The organism is Streptomyces sp. NPDC054765 (assembly GCF_053612065.1).
Genome location: NZ_JBSHBP010000002.1, coordinates 82,292 through 102,524, shown reverse-complemented (window position 1 = coordinate 102,524; position 20,233 = coordinate 82,292). Strand labels below are relative to the sequence as shown.

Below are 20,233 nucleotides of genomic sequence, written 5' to 3'. Positions count from 1 at the left end.
TGGTGCGCGCCGTCAATCGGCATAGCGCAGGAATCGGCCAAGGGGAAGGTCAAGGGACCCGTGGTCGGCCGGGCTGCCAGAAAGGTGCCCGTGCCTGAATCTGCTTTCTTCACGGCCTCTGAGGACCCTTCGTAGACCAATTACCGACCGCGCCGCCCATTGGCGGCGTGGGGTGTGGCACGGGTGCTTCGATGTAATGCGATGTGTTGGCCTTGTGTCGATTTTATATCGATGGCTGCCATCCTCTCGAAAGTTATCTCCTCAACTATTTTCGCCGACGGCTTTCCGGCCTGTCCATCAACTCTGTCTCGCGCCGCGGCAGGCCGTCGCGGGGTGATTCTGGTCGGGCTTTCCGGAAATTCCCGTTCCGCTGCCGTAGATCACTGAGAAGGATTTTGCTGTGCCTGTAATCGATACGAGCAACGGTCCCCTTGAACATGTCGTCATTAACGGTGACCCGGACCTGGCACCCCTGATTTTCCTGCACGGCGGACTCGGCTGCCTCGCAGCCTGGGGACGCTTTCCCGCCCGGCTGGCTGCCGCCACCGGACGTCGCGCGCTGGTCTACTCCCGCCATGGCAACGGCGGCAGCGGTCCCGACCTGTTGCCCCGTACCCCCCGCTACATGCACGAGCACGCCCAGGACGTGCTGCCCGAACTGCTGGATGCACTGGGCGTACACCGCCCCGTCCTGGTCGGCCACAGTGACGGTGCCTCCATCGCCCTGCTGTACGCCTCGGTGCACCCCGTCGAAGCGGTCGTCGGGATGGGCCCGCACATGTACTTCGAGGATGCGAACCGCATCGGCATCGAGAACGCCCGCGCCTCTTACGAGGCGGGCCCGCTCGCCAAGAAGATGGCCATGGTGCACGACGACCCCCGGGGGGTCTTCGACCGCTGGAGCGGGGTCTGGCTCTCGCCCGCCTTCCGCAGCTGGTCCATCGACAATGACCTCGACGTCACCGCGCCGGTGCTGGTGATCCAGGGCGACGCGGACGAGTACGGCTCCATGGCCCAGGTCGACGCCGTCGAGCGCGCGGTCAGCGGCCCGTTCCGGCGCCTGGTCCCCGAGGGCTGCGACCACTACCCCCATCTGGTCCGCCCCGATCTGGTCAGCGACACCGTCTGTGGCTTCCTCGCCGAGCACACCGAGCACGCCCAGTCCGTAGAGGCCGCCCGATGACCGCGCAGGCCCCCGTACGCCTCGATGCCCTACTGGCCCGCTCCGCGCAGGCTCACCCCGACCGCACTGCCCTGGAGGGGGCCGGCGAGAGCTGGACATACGCCCAACTCAACCGCGCCGTCGATGCGTTGGCGGCGAGGCTGACCGCCACCGGCGTCGCATCGGGCGACCGGGTCGGCGTCTACGCTCCCAAGGCTCCGGCCACTGTCATTGCCCTGTACGCGGCGCTGCGGGCCGGCGCGGTGACCGCGCCTCTCGACGTCGCCGACCCACCGGAACGTACCGCCCGCATGATCCGCAACGCAGGGCTGTCCTTGCTGCTGACTTGCGACCGTACTCTGGCCGGGGCCCACCGCGCCGCCACCCGTGCCCGCGACGGTGCGTCGGCCGATGAGGGCTCCCTCGAGCACGGCCTGCACTGGCTGCGGATCCTCGCCCCCGAGGAGCGGCCCGTGCCGCTGCCGGCACCCACCGACTCCGGCGGCTACATCCTCTTCACCTCCGGCAGCACCGGCTGGCCCAAAGGCGTTCTGCTCTCGCACGAGAACGTCGCGCACTACGCGCTCTGGGCCGCCGGCGAGTTCGGCCTCACCATGGAGGACCGGATTGGCTCGCAGGCTGCCCTCACCTTCGATCTGACCACCTTCGACCTGTTCAGCGCCGCGGCCGCAGGGGCCTGCACGGTCCTGATGCCGGACCTGCTGAGGGCCTTCCCGCGCGATGTCGTCGGATGGCTGACCGAGCAGCGCATCACCGCCTTTATGGCTGTGCCGTCCCTCTACCACAACATGCTCCAGCAGGGCGGTATCGCCGACGCCCCGCCGCCCGCCCTGCGCATCGCGGCCTTCGGCGGAGAGGCGTTCGCCCCCGAACTGCTGGAACGGTATCTGCGGCTGCTGGACGGGGTGCCCTTCTACAACCTGTACGGGCCTACCGAGACAAACGCCTGCACCTACTACCAGGTGCCGGCCAACTGGACCGCCGATCAGGAGCTGCCCATCGGCCGCGGTATCGGCGGCGTCCACATCGAAGTGCTCGATGAGGACGGCCGGCCCACCGACGGCGAGGGCGAGATCCACATTGCCGGACCCGTCGTCTTCCAGGGCTATCTTCGCGGCGGCGCACCCGACGACCCCACCGTCACCGTCACCTTCCGCGACGGTGTGGTCCGCCGCGCCTACGCCAGCGGCGACCTCGGCCGGATCACGTCCGACGGTCGGGTCTTCCTGCGCGGCCGGCGCGACAACCAGGTCAAGCGGCGGGGCCACCGTATCGACCTGATGGACGTGGAGAACGCCGTCCTGGAGCAGCCACAGGTGGCCACCGCCGCGGTCGTCGCCAAGGACGGCCCGTACTCCGGCCAGATCTGGGCCTACGCACAGACCGACGCCACCGAGCGGGAGGTCCTGGGCGCTCTGCGCGATGTGCTGCCCAAGCGGATGCTTCCCGACCGGGTTGTTCCGCTCACCACCCTGCCCACCACCATCAGCGGGAAGGTCGACCGCCGTGCCCTGAGCGAAACCGTCGAACACACCGCCGACCCTGCACTCCCGGAGGAGATCATCGCATGAACAGCGTCGAAGAACTCTGCGCCCTCATCGGCAGCCGTATCACCTGGGGACGTGGCGAGGACGCCGGCTCCCTCAACGCCGACACCCCGCTGCTCGAGATGGGCCTCCTCGACTCGCTGGCGATCATGGAGATCGTCGCGGCGCTCGACAAGGAAGCCGGTATCGCCCTGCCCGACACCGAGATTGTCGCCTCCAACTTCCGTACGCCCAAGGCCCTTTGGGTCGCCATTGAGAACCATTCCGGCGAGGCCCGCAAATGAGCGCGGGGGCCACCGCGGCGCTGCGCACCGGCGCCCCGGAGACCGAGGAACTCGTTGACATCTACCGGGACTTGGCTGATCCGGTGGTCGAGCAGATTGCGGGCAAGGACTTCACCGCCCAGTGGCAGGCCATGGCCGACCTCGGTGTGCTCCGGCTCGCCTCGCCGGACGCCGCGACACCCGGCCCGGTCACCCGCTCGCTCGCCATGATCGAGGGCATCGGTCTGGCCGGCGCCGACCCGGGGCTGTGCTACGCGCTGGCCTCGCAGATCTTCGGGATGCAGTTCCCGCTTCGGGACGCCCTCGGCGCGGACGCCTGGCGCGCGGTTGCCGACGTCCAGCAGGGCCGGGCGCTGCTGTGCCACGCGCTGACCGAACGCGGCGGCGGCAGCGACCCGTTCTCCATGCAGACCCGCGCCCGGCGCGACGGAGGCGACTTTGTGCTCGACGGCGCCAAGACGTTCATCACAGCCGCCCCCGTGGCCGACCGGGCGATCGTCTTCGCCCGTACCGCCGAAGGACGCTCGCCGTTCGCGCTGTCCGCGTTCCTCTTCCCGCTGGACCTGCCGGGGATCCGCCGCGGCGAGACCTTCACCAAGACCGCGCTGCCCACCGTGCCGATGGGGGAGCTCCTCTTCGAGGGCGCCCGGCTGCCGGGGAGCGCGCTGCTCGGCGAGGAGGGATCCGGACTGGCGGTGATGGCCTCCACCACCGCCTGGGAGCGCTCCGTCATCCTCGGCTACGCCCTCGGCCCGATGCAGCGCATCCTGGCCCGTACCGTCGACTGGGCCGCGGACCGCGACCACTTCGGCCGCCGTATGGGAGCGAGTCACCAGGTTGCAGCCCGGGTCAGCGACATGGCTCTGGCGCTGCACCGCTCCCGCGTTCAGCTCTACGCGATGGCCGCCCGGCTCGATGCCGGTACGCCCGCCCGGCAGCTGGCCGCCGAGGCGGCCCTCACAAAGATCTCCGTCTCCGAGGACTACGTGCGGATGACCGAGCACGCCACCGCGCTGTCCGGCGTCCGTGCCTTCCTCCCCGACTCCGGCCTTGCCGCCGACCTGGCCAGCCCCATGGCGGCCCTCACCTACGCCGGTCCGAACGACCTGCTGCGCGTGGGTGTCGCACGGCAACTCGGCCTGCCCGTCGAGAACTGACCGGTCGAGACCCGACCGGCCGCCCACCGACCCGAAAGACTTCGATGACGCTGCCGACCCAACTCGACGACCTCCTCAAAATCGCCGCTGAGACGGGCGACCGGCTCGCCCCGCTCGCCGCCGACATCGACGCCGGACGCGACAACGGCCACGAGACCTACCGCATCCTGCGCGAGTCCGGTCTGCTCGCCCTGCTCGTCCCCCAGGAAGCAGGCGGAGCCGGCCTGGGCTTCGGCGACTATTGGCGGGTACTGGCCGAACTCGGCGCGCACAACGGCGCCGCCGCCCTCGGCTTCAACATGCACCACGTCGTCATCGGCGCGCTCGCCGATGCCGCCGGAACCCGGCTGCCCCCGGCCGCCGAAACGTTCCGCGCCTGGATGCTGGACGAGGTCGTCAACGGGCACAAGCTGTTCGCCTCCGCCACTTCCGAGGCCGGCCGCGGCGCCAAACTGCGCGGGATGCAGACCCGTTACCGACTCTCCGACGACGGCACGCACTACGTCCTGAGCGGCAAGAAGTCGTTTGTGTCGCTGGCCGGCGCCGCCGACTACTACGTCGTCGCGGCGGCCGCCGACAACGGCGCCGAGGACACCGGCGAGGCCTCGCACTTCGTCGTCGCAGCCGACGACCCCGGCGTGAGCTTCGGCACCGTGCAGCACATGTCGGCGATGTACGGCACCAGCACCGCCCCGATGACCCTGGACGAGGTCCCGGTGCCCCGCTCCCGGCTCTACCTCGGCGTCGAGGGCATGTCCCTGTTCAAGGTCGTGCGCGAACCGCACTGGATGGTCGCCGGCTATACCGGCGCCTACCTCGGCATCGCCGAGGCCCTCTTCCGGCACACCGTCGACCATGTCACCGTCTCCCCCACCCGCGCCGACTCGCCCGTCGTGCAGCAGGAGCTGGGCCGGATGTCCGCCCAGCTGCGGGCCGCCCGCGCCCTGGTGCACGAGGCCGGTGACCTCGTCACCGCCGAGCGCGGCAGCCTGGAGGCCAATGCCATGGTGCACGCCGCCAAGTACGCCGTCGGTGAGGTCGGCCCTCAGCTCGCCCAGGACGCGCTGAGGTTGTGCGGCTCGGCCGCCGTCAGCCGCAGCCACCCGCTGGAGCGGCTGATCCGGGAGGCCCAGTTCGCCCATGTGATGCCCGCCAAGCCGCAGGAGTGCCTGGAGTACCTGGGCAAGGCCGCGGTCGGTGTCAACCTCTATGACGCCCGGGCGTTCGCGTGGTGACACCCGTCCAGGACGAACTCGCGTTGCCCCGCGACGCCTTCCGGGCCTTGATGGGCTCCCACCCCAGCGGCGTCGCCGTCATCACCACCGTCGATGCGCAGGGCACGCCGTACGGCTTCACCTGCACCGCCCTGTGCTCGGTCTCCCTCGACCCGCCGCAGCTGCTGGTGTGCGCGGGCAACAACGGGAGCACCCTCCCGGTCCTTGCCGCCCGCGGGGCCTTCACCGTCAACCTCCTGCACAGCGCCGGGCGGCGCGCCGCCGAGGCGTTCGCCGGGCCGGCCGCCGAACGGTTCAGCACTGTCCCCTGGCGGCCCGCGCCCGCCACCGGCCTGCCGGTGCTGACACAGGACGCGCACGCCACCGCCGAGTGCCGGGTCACCCGGCTCATCCCGGCCGGTGATCACACCATCGTGATCGGCGAGGTGCTGCACACCCAGACCCACGCCCCGGCCACCGAAGAGGCGCCGCTGCTGTACGGCATGCGCCGCTACGCCACCTGGCCGGCCTGACCGGGCCGCGCCCCACCGGCCGACTCCACCCGCGGCCGCGCCCCACCACCACACGCCCCACCACCTGTGAGGAATCCGCATGTACCGCACCCTGATGAAGGCGAAGATCCACCGCGCCACCGTCACCCAGGCCGACCTGCACTACGTCGGCTCGGTGACCGTCGACTCCGAACTCATGAAGGCCGCCGACCTGATGGCCGGCGAGAAGGTCGACATCGTCGATATCGACAACGGCGCCCGGCTGTCCACGTACGTCATCGAGGGCCCGGCCGGTTCCGGCGTCATCGGTATCAACGGCGCCGCGGCCCGGCTCATCAGCCCCGGTGACCTCGTCATCCTCATCGCCTACGCCTCCATGACGGACGCCGAGGCCGCCTCCTTCGTCCCCAACGTCGTCTTCGTCGACGAGCACAATGCCATTTCGGGCCTCGGTGGCGACCCGGCCGAGGCGCCCGAGGGCTCGGCCCTCAAGCGCGGCGACCTCGTCGCCAACTGATCGTCCGCACGCCACTTCAGGGAGATGCCATGACGATCTCCGTGGTCAGCGGCGGCACCCGCGGCATCGGACGGGCGCTGAGCCTCCGGCTCGCTGCCCTCGACCACCGTGTGATCGCCCTCTACCGCGGTGACGACTTCGCCGCACAGGAGACCGCCAAGGCCGGCGGCGGCCGGATCGAGACCCTGCGCTGCGACCTCGCCCGGCCCGAGGAGATCCGGGCGGTCTGCGACGGGATCACCGACGCGTACGGCGCACCGTCCGTGCTGGTCAACAACGCCGGTGTGAACCGCGACCGGCCGTTCATGTCGATGACCGCCGAGGACTGGGACACGGTGCTGGCTACCAACCTCTCCGGTCCCTTCCACCTCACCAGGGCCCTGGCGCCCGCGATGGCGGAGGCGGGCGGCGGCAGCATCGTCAACGTCGCCTCCACCACGGCGATCCGGCCCCGTGCGAACGGCGCCAACTACTGCGCGAGCAAGGCGGGCCTGCTCCAGCTCACCAAGTGCCTGGCCCTCGAACTCGCCCCGCACATCAGGGTGAACGCCCTGCTGCCCGGATTCACCGACACCGAAGAGGTCACCGAGCGCTACCGCCTCGATGACCCGGAGCGGCTGGCCGCCGTCCTGGACACCATCCCCGGCCGGCGGCTCGGCACGGCCGAGGACATGGCCGACGCCCTCGAATTCCTGGTGACCGCGCACAGCGGCTATGTCACCGGACAACAACTCATCGTCGACGGTGGCCACTTCATGGGATGACCCCACCCATCACCGGTCCGCCCACGCCCACCCATCGGACCGCCCCGACGGATTCCCTCCCTTCTCAGGAGAAGAAGCGCATGCGACTGACCCAGCAACAGGCCGACCAGTACCACGAGCAGGGGTTCCTCATGCTCGAATCCCTCCTCGACCCGCAGGAGGTGGAGACGCTCCGCGCGGCCTTCGAACGCGATGCGAAGGTACCTGGCCCGCAGGTGGTGACCGAGGACGGCGGCACGGAGGTGCGCGCGGTCTACTCCTCGCACCAGCGGCAACCCGAGTACGCCGGTCTGATCCGTGACCCGCGCATCCTGGAGCCAGTCCAGCAGCTGCTCACCGAGGACGTCTACGTCTACCAGTTCAAGATCAACGCCAAGCCGGCGTTCGGCGGCGACAAGTGGGCCTGGCACCAGGACTTCCTCGCCTGGCGGCTCGCCGACAACCTGCCCGCTCCGCGCCAGGTCAACATCGGCGTCTTCCTCGACGATGTCACCGAGTTCAACGGCCCGGTCATCTTCCTGCCCGGCTCGCACCGTAACGGACTCGTCCACGAGGGCCGCTCGGCCGCCGCCAAGTCCGAGCAGCACTTCGACCCCGACGACATCTCGCTGTCGCCGCAACAGCTCGCCGAACACGTCGACCGGCACGGCATGACCAGCTCCAAGGGCCCGGCCGGCTCCGTCGTACTGTTCTCCCCGGAGATCGTGCACGGTTCGTCCCCCAACATGTCGCCGTTCGCCCGCCGGCTGCTGATCGCCACATACAACGACGCCGCCAACCTGCCGCGGCCCACGGGCGAACCCCGCCCGGACCATGTCGTGTGCCGCGACACCGAGCCGCTGCGCCCGCTGGCGGCCCCGTTCTCCCGGACCCTGAGCACGGTGACGGCATGACACAGCGCACCGGACGCGCCGTCGTCCTGGAGGAGTTCGCCGAGCCCCTGCGACTGCGGGAGTTCCCGCTGCCCGCGGCCCCCGACGGCGGCATGGTCGTCGCCTGCGGATACGGCGGCGTCTGCGGCACCGATCTGCATTTGCAGCAGGGCCACCTGGACATCCCCGTCCCGCTCGTGCTCGGCCACGAAGGGCTCGGTGTCGTACGGGAGCTGGGCACTGGGGTCGACCAGGATGCCACCGGGGCGCCGCTCGCGGTCGGCGACACGGTGATGTGGGCCTCCTCCATCGCCTGTGGCGTCTGCCCGCCCTGCCGGCTGCATCGCGAACCGACCCTGTGCGAGCGGCGCCGCACCTATGGCGTCAACCGCGCCCTCGCCGATGGCCCGGAACTCTCCGGGGCCTGGGCCGACCACATCGTGCTGCAATCCGGCACCACCGTGATCAAGGTTCCCGACGGCACTGACCCGCTTGCCGCCATGTCGCTGGCCTGCGCTGGGCCCACCGTGGCACACGCGCTGTACGAGAGGCGGCCGGTGCGGTTGGGCGAGACCGTGGTGGTGCAGGGTAGCGGCCCGGTCGGGCTGGCGGCGGCCGCGTTTGCGCAGCTGGCCGGTGCCGCCAAGGTCGTCGTTGTCGGCGGCCCGGCCGGCCGACTGGACCGCGCCGCCGCAGCCGGCATCGGTGATGTCCACCTGAACATTGCCGATGCTGCCGACCCCGCGGAGGTCCTGCGCGAGGCACGGGCCGCCGCCGGCGGGGACGGCGCCGATCTGGTGATTGAGTGCGCCGGAGTGCCGGCCGCCGTGAGGCAGGGCCTCACTTTGGCCCGCCGGGGCGGCAGCTACCTCATCATCGGCCAGTACACGGACGCCGGGGACACTCTGATCAACCCGCACCAGATCGTCCACCGGCAGCTCGACGTCGTCGGATCCTGGGCCTTCACCGGCGCCCACCTCGTCGAATACGTCCGCCTGTTGCCAATCCTCACCAGCCGGTTCGACCTGGCGAGCCTGGTGACGCCGTTCCCGCTGGAGCAGCACGCCGACGCCCTCACCGCGGTCGCCGACGGGTCGGTGATGAAGGCGGTGCTCACGTCCTGACACCTCGTCTCCTGACGCTCACCTCCTGACGCACCGGCCCCCGCGGTGCGCCGGTGACGGTGAAGGTGACGGTCCGACAGCAGCCTTCCGGCGCGGTCGGGTCGTTACCGCTGCTCGCTCGCCCGTCCGCACGGAGAGGTGCCGGCTCACCCGGCGAGCGCCCCCAGTGCCTCCTCCGTCGCTTTGTCATCGGGAAGGTAGGCCAGCAGGTGGTGGCCCGGCTCGTCCACGGCGGCGAGCTTGACGTACCGCAGTCGCAGATCACCGGCCACCGGGTGGCGAAAATGGCGCACGGCGGGATGGAACGCCGAGGTCTCCCGGCGGCCGTACCAGCGGACCGCGTCCGGGTCGGCCAGCAGTTCCTCGGTGATCTCCGTGTAGCGGCTGTCCTCCGGATGCCGGGCCGCCTTCGCCCGGAATTGGCCGAGCAGACTCCGCGCCTCCGGCTCCCAACTGGCCAGCAGCGTACGGGCGGGCGGCCAGCGGAACACCAGCCACAGCAAATTGCGCTGCTTGGGCGCCAGCCGTGCCAGGTCGGTGAGCAGCGCCGTGTAACCCGAGTTCCAGGCCAGCAGGTCCCAGTGCGGGTCGAGCACCACGGCCGGGTTCGGCGCCAGCGACTCCACCAGCGACAGCAGATTCCTCGACACCCAACCCGGCGGCCGCTCGGCCGGTACGGCGTGCTCCACGAACGACAGCACATGCGCGGTTTCGTCCGCGTTCAGCCGCAGCGCCCGCGCCACGGACCGCAGCACCTGCTCCGACGTACGCACCCGTCCCTGTTCCAGCCACGCGTACCAGGAACTGCTGACCCCGGCCAGCCCGGCGACTTCCTCGCGCCGCAGCCCCGGGGTACGGCGCCGCGGTGAGCCGGGCAGCCCCATATCAGCGGGCGCCAGCCGCTCGCGGCGGGAGCGCAGAAACGCACCCAGTTCGCGGCGCGGGCCGGTGGGTCCGCTGTCGTTCACGCCCCCACTCCTCCCTGCACCGCCGACCTGCTCCTGGGGCATCGCACCGTGCCCCGGGTGTGAGCAAGAGTAATCGGCTACGGGGTCACCCCGGCCGGCCGCGGTGATGGGCTGGATCCGCCGGTCCGACAGCACCGGCAAGCACGACACAAGGAGCCCCATGGACACCGCCGACTCACCCCGCAACACTTCCACACCCCCTCCGGTCACCGCCGTCGGCCCCACCACCCCGCCGATGCCCGCCGCCTCGCTGCGCCTGCTGCGCGCGGCCGGCTTCGTCAGCAACTTCGACCGCTTCTGCATCACTCCGATGCTGCTGCTCATCGGCACCCAACTCGGCGTCCCGCTGACCACGGTGATGCTTGCCGCCAGCGGATACTTCCTTGCTTACGGCCTGATGCAGCCGGTTTGGGGCCTGGCGAGCGACCGGCTGGGCCGGGTGCGGGTCATGCGGATCTCGCTGACCGGGGCCGCCGTCGCCGCACTCTGTTCGGTGATCGCGCCCGGCGCGACGGCGCTGATCGTGGCGCGCGTCGTGGCTGGGGCGTTCTTCGCCGCGTCCATCGCAGCATCCATCACGTACGTCGGGGATACCGTGCCCGCCGCGGTCCGCCAGCGCCCGCTCAGTGAGCTGATGACCGCGTTCGCGCTGGGCACCGCCGTGGCCACCGTCGTCGCCGGGGCACTGGCGTACTACATCAGCTGGCGGCTGGTCTTCGCCCTGCCCGGCTTGATCGCCGCCTACCTGGTCGTCGCCCTGCGTCGACTGCCGGAACCGCCGCGTGCAGCGCCTGGTGCGCTGCTCGCCCCATTCAAGATCGCCCTGAGTTCCCGCTGGCAGTGGTACGTCATGGCTGTCGCGATGCTCGAAGGCGCCGTCCTGCTGGGCTTCTTGACGTACATCGCGCCGGCGCTGGAGGCCCAGGGCACATCGGCGACGCTGGCCGGTGCGGTGTCTGCGCTATACGGCGTGGGCTCGATGGCTGCGGCGCAGATGGTCAAGCGGCTGGTCGGGCGCTGGACGCCGGTGCAGCTGATAGTGGTCGGCGGGGTGCAGATGACGGTGGCGTTCGGCTTCGCTGCGGCCAGCCGGTCTGTGCCCGCGCTGGTGGCGTGCGCTCTGCTGCTCGGCGCTGGCTGGTCGTTCATGCATTCCACGATCCAGTCCTGGGCCACCGCCCTGTCTCCGGCCGCGCGCGCCACCGGGGTCGCGATGTTCGGCGTGGCTCTCTACGTCGGCAGCGCTCTGGCCAGTGCCTTCGCCGCCGGCCCCGCGGAACACCACGCTTACCAGGGCATGTTCCTGACGGCCGCGGTCCTCACCGTCCCGCTGACTGTGGCCGCTGCTGTGGGCCGCGCCCGTTACCGGAGCTGACCCCGCCCGTGTCGTCGCCAGTCCCAGGCGTCGAAACGCATCCGGTTGGCCGGGCGGATTTCGGGATCCGCAGTTCGCTTGAGAGCAGAGAGGAAGAGGCGATCCAAGGATTGAGCCGATTTGCTCGAGCGTCGCCGGGTGGCATGTGCCTCTCGCCCTTCTCTGAGAGGGTGATGGGACAGCGCAGCCCCGCATGATTCACTGGAGCAATGCCTTTGGCTGCCGTGCTGACATGTCAGCACGGTGCCTGGATCGAGGGGGATCGAGCGGGATGCAGGAGGATGCGGGGGTGTCTGTTCGAGTTCTCTGGCGCTTTCGCAGGTCAGGAACGTAACAATTTCGGGTTCGACTCCCCTGGGCTCCACTCCCAAAGCCTTTCGGATCGGCGTAGTCGCTGGTCAGAGGGGCTTTCGCGGTTTCTGACGGAGCGTTGGGCCGGCTCTCGGGGGCAGCGCTGCCGGCCGTACGCGAGCGGGCCGTGCCCACCGCCCCTCGTCGGGGGCGGGGACACGGCCCGGTGAGATGCCGGCGGTCCGCGGGTCAGGTTGCGGTGCCGCCGCTGCGTTTGTCGGTCTCGGTCTCGTCCTGCTTGGCCTGGACCTCGGGGTCGAGCGAGGCGCCCTCGCTGCCGTCGACCGCGCTCAGCCGTCCGCGGTCGCTGACCTCGGTGGGGGCCGGCGGCTCGACCAGCCAGTCCGGGTTGGCCTGCTTGTCCCACCACTTCCAGGCGGCGACCGCACCGCCGGCCAGGATGCCCAGTACGGCGAGGCGCTTGGCGAGCTTGCCGCACTTGGCCCGCCGGCTGTGCTTCTTCTGGAGCTTGGCGATCTCGGCGGCGGTCACCTGGCCGCGGAGTGCGGCGAGCGCGGCGGTGCCGCGGGCCAGGGCTTCCTCGCGCACCGGTTCGGCCGCGGCCCGCGCCTGGGTCACGGCGTTCTCCAGCCGCGGTGCGGTGTAGTCGGCCGCCTGGCGGGCTGCCTTGCGGGTGCGGCAGGCCGCCCGGGTCGCCGCCGCGTCGACCTTGGGTGGCAGCGTGCCACGGGCGTGTTCGATACGGGGGTGCAGATGCGTGTCGTACTGCGCACGTGCCTGGTGGGCGGCGTCGGCCACCTTGGGAGCCGCTCGCGTCCGGGCCTCGTGAGCGAAGTGCACGGCGGCGTCCTTGGCCGTACCGGCATAAGGAGCTACCACCTCCGCGGCGTGCCGCACGCTGTCCTTGGCCGTACCGGTCGCGGCGCGCACGCTTTCCTTGCGGGTCACGGGATCCTCCTCCTCGGTGGCGTGTCCGGGGCTCGGGGGGCTGGTCCCCCATGTCTGCTGTGTCGCCTGTCCACCCGTTTGAAGATCATGCCCGCTCATGCGCCATACGGCATGTGCGAACGGGCATCCGGGTCATTGGGGACCTTCGGGAGCCTTCTTGATGACAATGCCACGATTTGCCGCTTCGGGCGCAGGAAATCAGTACGAAAGCCGCCGGGAGGCGAGGGCCGGCCGGCGCACAGGGTGCGTGTACGGCCCGGGGAGAGGGGTTGGCCGGGCGGCCGGCCGAGAGCGGCGCGAAGCTCTGGGAGGGGGCGTGGCCGGGCGACGGGAGGGCCGGTCCGTGCGAGGATCGGGAACCGTCAGCGAAGACTTATGGAAGGTAGATCGTGGCTGAGCAGCTCTACGCCACCCTGAAGACGAACCAGGGCGACATCGAGATTCGGCTCCTGCCGAACCATGCACCCAAGACGGTCAAGAACTTCGTCGAGCTCGCCAGCGGTGAGCGGGAGTGGACCCACCCGGCGACCGGCAAGAAGTCCACGGACCGGCTGTACGACGGCACCGTCTTCCACCGGGTGATCAGCGGTTTCATGATCCAGGGTGGCGACCCGCTGGGCAACGGCACCGGCGGCCCCGGTTACGAGTTCGGGGACGAGTTCCACCCCGACCTGGCCTTCAACAAGCCGTACCTGCTGGCCATGGCCAACGCCGGTCCGGGCACGAACGGCTCGCAGTTCTTCATCACCGTCGGCGCGACCGCGTGGCTGACCGGCAAGCACACCATCTTCGGTGAGGTCAGCAACGAGGCCGGCAAGAAGGTCGTCGACGCCATCGCCGGCACCCAGACCAACCCGCGCACCGACCGTCCCGTCCAGGACGTCGTCATCGAGTCGGTGGTCATCGAGACCCGCTGAGCCGCGTCTTGCGCCCCGGCCGGGTCCGGGGGAACCATTGCGCCCCGCCCGGTCGTACATCAGGCGGGGCGCGAGGCTCGTCCAGGCGGGGCCCGGACGGAGCGGAGCGTTGACGCGCCCGGACGGAGAAGAGGACGAGGGGACGGATGGACCAGGTGCCAGGCAGCCCGCAGAAGCCGCAGGACGCGCAGGGTAACGACGGCCTGCCGGGCTGCTACCGCCACCCGGATCGCCCGACCGGCATCCGCTGTACCCGCTGCGACCAGCCGATATGCCCGGAGTGCATGGTCAGCGCCTCGGTCGGCTTCCAGTGCCCGGACTGTGTGCGTGGCAGCGGCAGTGGCCACGCGCCGCGGGCGTCCGCGCCGCGCACGATCGCGGGCGGCACGATCGCGAGCGATCCGCGGCTGGTCACCAAGATCCTGCTGGGGATCAACGTCGCCGTCTTCCTTGCCGTGCAGGTGACCGGCGGCGCACTGAGCCCGCTGGTCAACCACCTCGATCTGCTCGGCCTCGCCGTCGAACCGGGCCGGTATCAGCTCGTCGGCGTCGCCGAGGGCGAGTGGTACCGCCTGCTGACCGCGATGTTCCTGCACCAGCAGATCGCGCATATCGCGTTCAACATGCTCTCCCTGTGGTGGCTGGGACCGCCACTGGAGGCGGCGCTCGGCCGGGTGCGGTTCATCGCGCTCTATCTGCTCGCCGGCCTGGGCGGCAGCGCCCTGTCCTATCTCCTCGCCGCGCAGAACCAGCCCTCGCTGGGGGCGTCCGGCGCGATCTTCGGGCTACTCGGTGCGACCGCGGTACTGCTGCGGCGGCTGAATTACGACATGAAGCCGGTGCTGATCCTGCTCGGCCTCAACCTGGCCTTCACGTTCCTGTGGCCGAATATCGCCTGGCAGGCCCATGTCGGCGGCCTGGTGGTGGGTGCCGCGGTGGCGTTCGGGATGGTGCATGCGCCGCGGCACCGCCGGACCCTGGTGCATAGCGCGACGTGTGCGCTCGCCCTGCTCGCGGTCATCGCGGTGGTGTGGGTACGGACCGTTCAGCTGATGGGCTGACGAGCCCGTCGCGGCGAGTTGTCCACAGCACGTGGCCGATCTTGTGCATGCTGTGCGGGGCCTGCGCCCCGGACCGCCCTGACCTGCGTTTCCCCAGTAAGGATGCGGGGAGACGCAGGCCGGGAGAGGGTGCCGCCGATCACACCGGCGTCAACCTCCGGAAGGTTATCCACAGATCTTCTGAAGTTTTCCCCGGCTGTGGATAACCGTGTGGATGGCCTTGGGTAGGGCTTGCGCTACTTCCACTGCGTGGATACGCCGAAGCCCACCGCGATGAAGCCGAAGCCGCACACAATGTTCCAGTTGCCCATGGCCGCGATCGGCAGATCGCCCTCGGACACGTAGAACATCACGATCCATACCAGCCCGATCAGGAACATCGCCAGCATCAGCGGCGCCACCCAACTGCGGCCTGAATTCATCTTCAGGTTGGTGGTTTTCGCCGGCGGCGGCGTGAAGTCGTCCTTCTTGCGGATCCGTGACTTCGGCACGAGGAACTCTCCTGTCGATGCGCTGCTCCCCCGCTCGCGGCCTGGCCCGAGCGGGCGGTGCCCCCATCCGCGAGGGAGGTGCGAGGTATGTGCCGGGGCACGGACGCGGTGGGGAGCGGATTCCTTTTCCGGGGCGTCCGTTAGCGTAGTGCTTCCGCGGCGCCGTAAGGAGTAAGGGTACGTTGAGCAATTCCGCTGACTCCACCGACCGCCCCTCTCGCCCCCGCCTGCGGCCCGTGCGGTTTCTCACCCTCATCGTGTTCGCGCTCGCCGGGCTGCTGTTCTGGCTGAGCTTCGACACCGCCCGGGGTACCAACCTGCGCTCGGACGACTCGATGCTGCGGCTGTCCGACCTCATCCAGGAACGCAGCCACAAGAACGGCTCCCAGGACGACAGCAACGCCACCCTGCGCGCGGAGGTCGATGCCCTCGCCCGGCGCGACAACGGCAGCTCCAAGGCCGACGAGGCCAAGGTCAAGGGGCTGGAGAAGCGCGCCGGCACCAAGCCGGTGAAGGGCCAGGGCGTGACGGTCACGCTCACCGACGCCCCGCCGAACGCCACCGCCAAGATCCCCGGTGTCCCCGAGCCGCAGCCCAACGACCTGGTCATCCACCAGCAGGACCTGCAGGCCGTGGTGAACGCCCTGTGGCACGGCGGCGCCAAGGGCATCGAGGTCATGGACCAGCGGCTGATCTCCACCAGCGCGGTGCGCTGCGTCGGCAACACCCTGATCCTCCAGGGCCGGGTCTACTCCCCGCCGTACAAGATCACCGCCGTCGGCAGCCGGGAAGCCCTGGTCAACGCGCTGACCGCCTCCCCCGCCATCCAGAACTACCTCCAGTACGTGAACGCCTACGGCCTGGGCTGGAAAGTCGACCAGCCCGAGGCGGTGACTCTTCCCGGCTACTCCGGCACAGTGGATCTCCACTACGCACAGCCTGTGAAGCCGTAGCCCGCATCCCGCGGGGCGGCGGGAGGGGCGGGGCCATGACGCTGCGGGGCCGGACGGCGGTGCGGTGGATCGTGCGGACGGTGAGCGACATCTGCCTCACGGCCGGTGCGCTGATCGTGCTGTTCGTGGTCTATGTCCTCTTCTGGACCGGTGTGCGGGCCGACACCGCCATGGACGGCGAGATCGGCAAGCTCCAGCGCCAGTGGTCCGCGGGTGCCGTCACCGGCCGCGGCAGCACACAGGCACCTGACGGGAAGCCGGGCCCCGGCAGCACACCCACCCCGGCCGAGCCGCCCCGCCGTTATGCACCGGGCGCTTCCTTCGCCGTCATGTACATCCCGCGGCTGGGCGCCGACTGGGCCAAGCCCGTACTCGAAGGCACCGCGACCGAGGTCCTCAAGCGCGGCCTCGGCCATTACGACCGCACCGCGCACCTGGGCGAGACCGGCAACTTCTCCGTCGCCGGCCACCGCCGCACCTATGGCGATCCCTTCAAGGACTTCCCACAGCTGCGCCCCGGCGACGCCGTGGTCCTCACCGACGGTACGACCTGGTTCACCTACCGCATCGACAACCGGCCCTATACGACACTGCCCGGCGACATCGGGGTGATCGACCCCGTACCGCGGAAATCCGGCTTCAACGGCCCAGGGCGCTATCTCACGCTGACCACCTGCGAGCCGGAATGGGGTCACAGCCACCGGCTGATCGCCTGGGCGCACCTGGATTCCACCCAACCCGTGGCACAGGGAAGGCCATCGGCTTTGACCGGCTGACCCACCTGGGCCCGCCCTCGCCCCTTACTCTGGTGTCGCAATCGACATCGTCATCGGCATCGGCAAGGGGACAGCGACAGCATGTACGGCTGGATCTGGCGGCATCTGCCGGGCAACACCTGGGTGAAGGCACTGATTTCCCTGGTGCTCGCGCTGACGGTCGTCTTCATACTCTTCCAGTACGTCTTTCCGTGGGCGGAGCCGCTGCTCCCCTTCAATGACGTCACTGTCGACCAAGGGATGGCAGCCGTCCGATGACCGCACGGATTCTCGTCGTCGACAACTACGACAGCTTTGTCTTCAACCTCGTCCAGTACCTCTACCAACTCGGTGCCGAATGTGAGGTGCTGCGCAACGACGAGGTCGCGCCGCGGCATGCTCAGGACGGCTTCGACGGTGTGCTGCTGTCGCCCGGTCCCGGCACCCCCGAGCAGGCCGGGGTCTGTGTCGACATGGTCCGGCACTGTGCCGACACCGGGGTCCCGGTCTTCGGCGTGTGCCTGGGCATGCAGTCGATGGCGGTCGCGTACGGCGGTGTGGTGGACCGTGCGCCGGAGCTGCTGCACGGTAAGACCTCGCTCGTCACCCACGAGGGCGTCGGAGTCTTCTCCGGTCTGCCGTCCCCCTTCACCGCCACCCGCTACCACTCCCTGGCCGTCGAGACGGACACCGTCCCCGACGAACTGGTCGTCACCGCCTGGACGGTGGCCGAGGACGCCCCCGGCGGACGGATCGCCATGGGGCTGCGGCATCGTGAACTTCCGGTCGAGGGCGTGCAGTTCCACCCCGAATCGGTACTGACGGAGTGGGGGCACCGGATGCTGGCCAACTGGCTCGTCGAATGCGGCGACGAGGGGGCGGTAGAGCGCTCCACGGGGCTGGCCCCAGTGGTCGGCAAGGCCGGCGCGTGACCGACCTACGCCCCGAGCGTGAAGGGAGATCCTACGAGCCGGACGGCCCGCAGCAGTCGTACGCGCCGCAGGAGCCGCGCGGACCACAGGATCCGTACGGGCAACCCGATGCGTTCGAGGTGGCGGTGGGGCAGCTCGACGACCCGCTGAACGATCCGCTGCCGGGCCGGGCGGCGCCGGCGCCCGCGCCTGGTCCGTACGGGCAGGCGGGGCGGGGGCGACGCCGGGGCAAGGCGGCTCAGGAGGACGGGGCGCAGGGCTCCCCGTGGTTCCGTCCGCATCTGGAGCCGGAAGGGCCGCCCCGCCCGGACCGGCAGCCGCCCCGCCCGGACCGGCAGCCGCCCCGCCCGGACCGGCAGCCGCACGGCGCCGGGCCGGCCGCCTACGGCCAGGGCCACGCCACCGGCCATGACTCCGGTCACGGCCCCCGCCCCGGGGTGACCGCGCCGATATCCCCGCCCTATGCCGCGCCGGAGACACCGGCCTCGTACGCCCCCGCACCGGCCGTGAGATCCGCTCCGGCCGCGGCAGCTGCCGCCACCCCGTGGCCGGACGACAACGAGACCATGGCGCTGCGTCAGGCCGAGAGACCCGACGAGACGGTTTCACGTGAAACCGGCGACTCGGTTTCACGTGAAACCGATGCATCGACGGCGACGGCGACGGCGACCGCGACGGCGGGGTCCGGAGGTCGAGCGGCCCGGCGCAAGGCCGCTCAGGAGGCAGCCAAGCGGGGCGGCAGACGAGCGCGCCACGGTGGTGCGGCCGCCGCAACCGAGGTCGCTGCGTCAGCCTCTGAAGCGGCGTCCGCTCCCATGTCACGGCTGGAGGCCCGGCAGGCCGCGCGAGCCGCCAAGGACAGCCCCAGCCTGATCGCCAGCCGCGCGCTGGGCGAAGTCTTCATCACCCTCGGCGTCCTGATGCTGCTGTTCGTCACCTATCAGCTGTGGTGGACGAATGTGATGGCTGAAGAGGAGGCGGGCGGCGCCACCACCAACCTGCAGCACGAGTGGGACAAGGGCGGCGGCGAGAAGAAGAATCTCGCGGACGGTGAGCGCTTCGGGATCATGTATATCCCGAAGCTCGATGTGAAGGCCCCGATAGCCGAGGGCATCGACAAGCACCGTGTGCTGGACCACGGCATGATCGGTCACTACGACAAGAACAGCGGGACCAAGACGGCGATGCCCTGGGACAAGAAGGGCAACTTCGCCGTGGCGGCGCACCGCAATACGCATGGCGAGCCGTTCCGCTATATCAACCGGCTCACCAAGGGCGACAAGATCGTTGTCGAGACGCAGAGCTCGTATTACACGTACGAGATGGAGAGCGTCCTCCCGCAGACGTCTCCGAGCAATACCAGCGTGATCGGCCCCGTGCCGCCCGGCTCGGGATTCACCGGGCCCGGCCGCTACATCACCCTGACGACCTGTACCCCGGAATTCACCAGTACCTTTCGGATGATCGTCTGGGGCAAGATGGTCGACGAGCGGCCGCGCAGCAAGGGCAAACCGGATGCGCTCGCCGGCTGAGCGAACATAAGAGGGGTGCTACGCGGTGACTGCAACCGGAACCGACGAGGAGTGCGACCGGTCCGCGCCGCCACGCACACCGCGCCGTGTGCGCAGGACCGTCGCCGCCATCATCAGCGTCATCGGTGAGCTGCTGATCACGGCGGGGCTGATCCTGGGCCTGTTCGTCGCCTACTCGCTGTGGTGGACCAATGTCCTCGCCGACCGCGCCGCGCACCAGCAGGGCGACCAGGTGCGCAAGCACTGGGCGAGCAGCGGGCCCAAGGGGCCGGGGGAGCTGGACACCAAGGACGGCATCGGCTTTCTGCACGTCCCGGCGATGGACAACGGTGAGGTGCTGGTCAAGAAGGGCACCGACACCGACGTCCTCAACGAGGGCGTGGCCGGCTACTACACCAAGCCGGTCACGTCGGGGCTGCCGCAGGACAAGAAGGGCAACTTCACTCTCGCCGCCCACCGTGACGGCCATGGCGCGAAGTTCCACAACATCGACAAGCTCAAGGACGGCGATCCGATCGTCTTCGAGACGAAGGGCACCTGGTACGTCTACAAGGTGTTCGCGACGCTGCCCGAGACCTCGAAGTACAACGTGGACGTCCTCGACAACATCCCGAAGGAAGCCGGCAAGCACCAGGCGGGCCGCTACATCACCCTGACGACCTGCACGCCGGTCTTCACCTCGAACTACCGCTACATCGTCTGGGGCGAGCTGGAGCGCACCGAAAGGGTCGACGCGGACCGCACGCCCCCGAAGGAACTCCGCTAGAGCCGGCCCCGGACCCGGGTCGGCCAGGCTCTGGTCCGCCGAGCGAGGC

Annotated in this window: 22 protein-coding genes; 19 read left to right on the top strand and 3 right to left on the bottom strand. The window is 69.9% G+C overall.

Annotation, left to right across the window (positions count from 1 at the left end; translation table 11 throughout):
* The first annotated feature begins 400 nt into the window (after window positions 1–400).
* The 10 genes from ACWGJY_RS02045 to ACWGJY_RS02000 all read left to right on the top strand — a co-directional run bounded on the left by ACWGJY_RS02045 (window position 401) and on the right by ACWGJY_RS02000 (window position 9,174).
* A complete protein-coding gene (locus ACWGJY_RS02045; RefSeq protein WP_453258871.1) occupies window positions 401–1,183 on the top strand; it encodes an alpha/beta fold hydrolase in 783 nt (260 codons plus the stop codon).
* Window positions 1,180–2,754 carry an amino acid adenylation domain-containing protein gene (locus ACWGJY_RS02040; RefSeq protein ID WP_453258870.1) on the top strand — a complete coding sequence of 525 codons (1,575 nt, stop codon included), beginning with the start codon at window positions 1,180–1,182 and terminating at the stop codon, window positions 2,752–2,754. The genes ACWGJY_RS02045 and ACWGJY_RS02040 overlap by 4 nt, the downstream gene beginning before the upstream one ends.
* Complete coding sequence (locus ACWGJY_RS02035; RefSeq protein WP_453258869.1) at window positions 2,751–3,014, top strand: acyl carrier protein; 264 nt, start codon at window positions 2,751–2,753, stop codon at window positions 3,012–3,014. Before ACWGJY_RS02040 ends, ACWGJY_RS02035 begins: the two co-directional genes overlap by 4 nt.
* Window positions 3,011–4,171 (top strand): acyl-CoA dehydrogenase family protein, encoded by a 1,161-nt coding sequence (locus ACWGJY_RS02030; RefSeq protein WP_453258868.1) that lies wholly within the window; start codon window positions 3,011–3,013, stop codon window positions 4,169–4,171. Before ACWGJY_RS02035 ends, ACWGJY_RS02030 begins: the two co-directional genes overlap by 4 nt.
* Window positions 4,172–4,215: 44 nt before the next feature.
* Complete coding sequence (locus ACWGJY_RS02025) at window positions 4,216–5,406, top strand: acyl-CoA dehydrogenase family protein (RefSeq protein WP_453258867.1); 1,191 nt, start codon at window positions 4,216–4,218, stop codon at window positions 5,404–5,406.
* A complete protein-coding gene (locus ACWGJY_RS02020; RefSeq protein WP_453258866.1) occupies window positions 5,400–5,918 on the top strand; it encodes a flavin reductase family protein in 519 nt (172 codons plus the stop codon). The genes ACWGJY_RS02025 and ACWGJY_RS02020 overlap by 7 nt, the downstream gene beginning before the upstream one ends.
* 79 nt (window positions 5,919–5,997) lie before the next feature.
* Window positions 5,998–6,414: an aspartate 1-decarboxylase gene (panD, locus tag ACWGJY_RS02015; RefSeq protein ID WP_453258865.1), complete on the top strand. Its 417-nt coding sequence runs from the start codon at window positions 5,998–6,000 to the stop codon at window positions 6,412–6,414.
* A gap of 29 nt (window positions 6,415–6,443) precedes the next feature.
* On the top strand, window positions 6,444–7,178 hold the full coding sequence (locus ACWGJY_RS02010) for an SDR family NAD(P)-dependent oxidoreductase (protein ID WP_453258864.1): 735 nt from the start codon (window positions 6,444–6,446) through the stop codon (window positions 7,176–7,178).
* 80 nt (window positions 7,179–7,258) lie between these two features.
* Complete coding sequence (locus ACWGJY_RS02005) at window positions 7,259–8,071, top strand: phytanoyl-CoA dioxygenase family protein (protein ID WP_453258863.1); 813 nt, start codon at window positions 7,259–7,261, stop codon at window positions 8,069–8,071.
* Entirely contained in the window at window positions 8,068–9,174 is a 1,107-nt protein-coding gene (locus ACWGJY_RS02000) for a zinc-binding dehydrogenase (protein WP_453258862.1), read from the top strand. The genes ACWGJY_RS02005 and ACWGJY_RS02000 overlap by 4 nt, the downstream gene beginning before the upstream one ends.
* 146 nt (window positions 9,175–9,320) lie before the next feature.
* Here ACWGJY_RS02000 and ACWGJY_RS01995 read toward each other — a convergent pair whose 3' ends face one another.
* Window positions 9,321–10,142 (bottom strand): helix-turn-helix domain-containing protein, encoded by an 822-nt coding sequence (locus tag ACWGJY_RS01995; RefSeq protein ID WP_453258861.1) that lies wholly within the window; start codon window positions 10,140–10,142, stop codon window positions 9,321–9,323.
* A gap of 160 nt (window positions 10,143–10,302) precedes the next feature.
* On the opposite strand from ACWGJY_RS01995, the gene ACWGJY_RS01990 reads away from it, so the two are divergent.
* Window positions 10,303–11,517, top strand: a complete 1,215-nt coding sequence (locus tag ACWGJY_RS01990; protein WP_453258860.1) for an MFS transporter — start codon at window positions 10,303–10,305, stop codon at window positions 11,515–11,517.
* A 540-nt stretch (window positions 11,518–12,057) separates the two neighbouring features.
* On the opposite strand, the gene ACWGJY_RS01985 is transcribed toward ACWGJY_RS01990, so the two are convergent.
* Window positions 12,058–12,777 carry a DUF5324 family protein gene (locus ACWGJY_RS01985; protein WP_453258859.1) on the bottom strand — a complete coding sequence of 240 codons (720 nt, stop codon included), beginning with the start codon at window positions 12,775–12,777 and terminating at the stop codon, window positions 12,058–12,060.
* A 389-nt stretch (window positions 12,778–13,166) separates the two neighbouring features.
* Between ACWGJY_RS01985 and ACWGJY_RS01980 the strand changes: the two genes are divergently transcribed.
* Both ACWGJY_RS01980 and ACWGJY_RS01975 read left to right on the top strand, forming a co-directional pair.
* Window positions 13,167–13,694, top strand: a complete 528-nt coding sequence (locus tag ACWGJY_RS01980) for a peptidylprolyl isomerase (RefSeq protein ID WP_453258858.1) — start codon at window positions 13,167–13,169, stop codon at window positions 13,692–13,694.
* A gap of 146 nt (window positions 13,695–13,840) precedes the next feature.
* Window positions 13,841–14,755 (top strand): rhomboid family intramembrane serine protease, encoded by a 915-nt coding sequence (locus ACWGJY_RS01975; RefSeq protein WP_453258857.1) that lies wholly within the window; start codon window positions 13,841–13,843, stop codon window positions 14,753–14,755.
* A 236-nt stretch (window positions 14,756–14,991) separates the two neighbouring features.
* Here ACWGJY_RS01975 and crgA read toward each other — a convergent pair whose 3' ends face one another.
* Window positions 14,992–15,246 (bottom strand): cell division protein CrgA, encoded by a 255-nt coding sequence (gene crgA, locus ACWGJY_RS01970; protein ID WP_453258856.1) that lies wholly within the window; start codon window positions 15,244–15,246, stop codon window positions 14,992–14,994.
* Between the two features lie 182 nt (window positions 15,247–15,428).
* Between crgA and ACWGJY_RS01965 the strand changes: the two genes are divergently transcribed.
* The 6 genes from ACWGJY_RS01965 to ACWGJY_RS01940 all read left to right on the top strand — a co-directional run bounded on the left by ACWGJY_RS01965 (window position 15,429) and on the right by ACWGJY_RS01940 (window position 20,184).
* Window positions 15,429–16,199 (top strand): DUF881 domain-containing protein, encoded by a 771-nt coding sequence (locus ACWGJY_RS01965; RefSeq protein ID WP_453258855.1) that lies wholly within the window; start codon window positions 15,429–15,431, stop codon window positions 16,197–16,199.
* Between the two features lie 35 nt (window positions 16,200–16,234).
* Window positions 16,235–16,975, top strand: a complete 741-nt coding sequence (locus ACWGJY_RS01960; RefSeq protein WP_453258854.1) for a class E sortase — start codon at window positions 16,235–16,237, stop codon at window positions 16,973–16,975.
* An 81-nt stretch (window positions 16,976–17,056) separates the two neighbouring features.
* Complete coding sequence (locus tag ACWGJY_RS01955) at window positions 17,057–17,233, top strand: hypothetical protein (protein WP_189096714.1); 177 nt, start codon at window positions 17,057–17,059, stop codon at window positions 17,231–17,233.
* Window positions 17,230–17,886: an aminodeoxychorismate/anthranilate synthase component II gene (locus ACWGJY_RS01950; protein ID WP_453258853.1), complete on the top strand. Its 657-nt coding sequence runs from the start codon at window positions 17,230–17,232 to the stop codon at window positions 17,884–17,886. Before ACWGJY_RS01955 ends, ACWGJY_RS01950 begins: the two co-directional genes overlap by 4 nt.
* On the top strand, window positions 17,883–19,418 hold the full coding sequence (locus ACWGJY_RS01945) for a class E sortase (protein WP_453258852.1): 1,536 nt from the start codon (window positions 17,883–17,885) through the stop codon (window positions 19,416–19,418). The genes ACWGJY_RS01950 and ACWGJY_RS01945 overlap by 4 nt, the downstream gene beginning before the upstream one ends.
* A gap of 25 nt (window positions 19,419–19,443) precedes the next feature.
* Window positions 19,444–20,184: a class E sortase gene (locus ACWGJY_RS01940; protein ID WP_453258851.1), complete on the top strand. Its 741-nt coding sequence runs from the start codon at window positions 19,444–19,446 to the stop codon at window positions 20,182–20,184.
* Window positions 20,185–20,233: the final 49 nt, after the last annotated feature.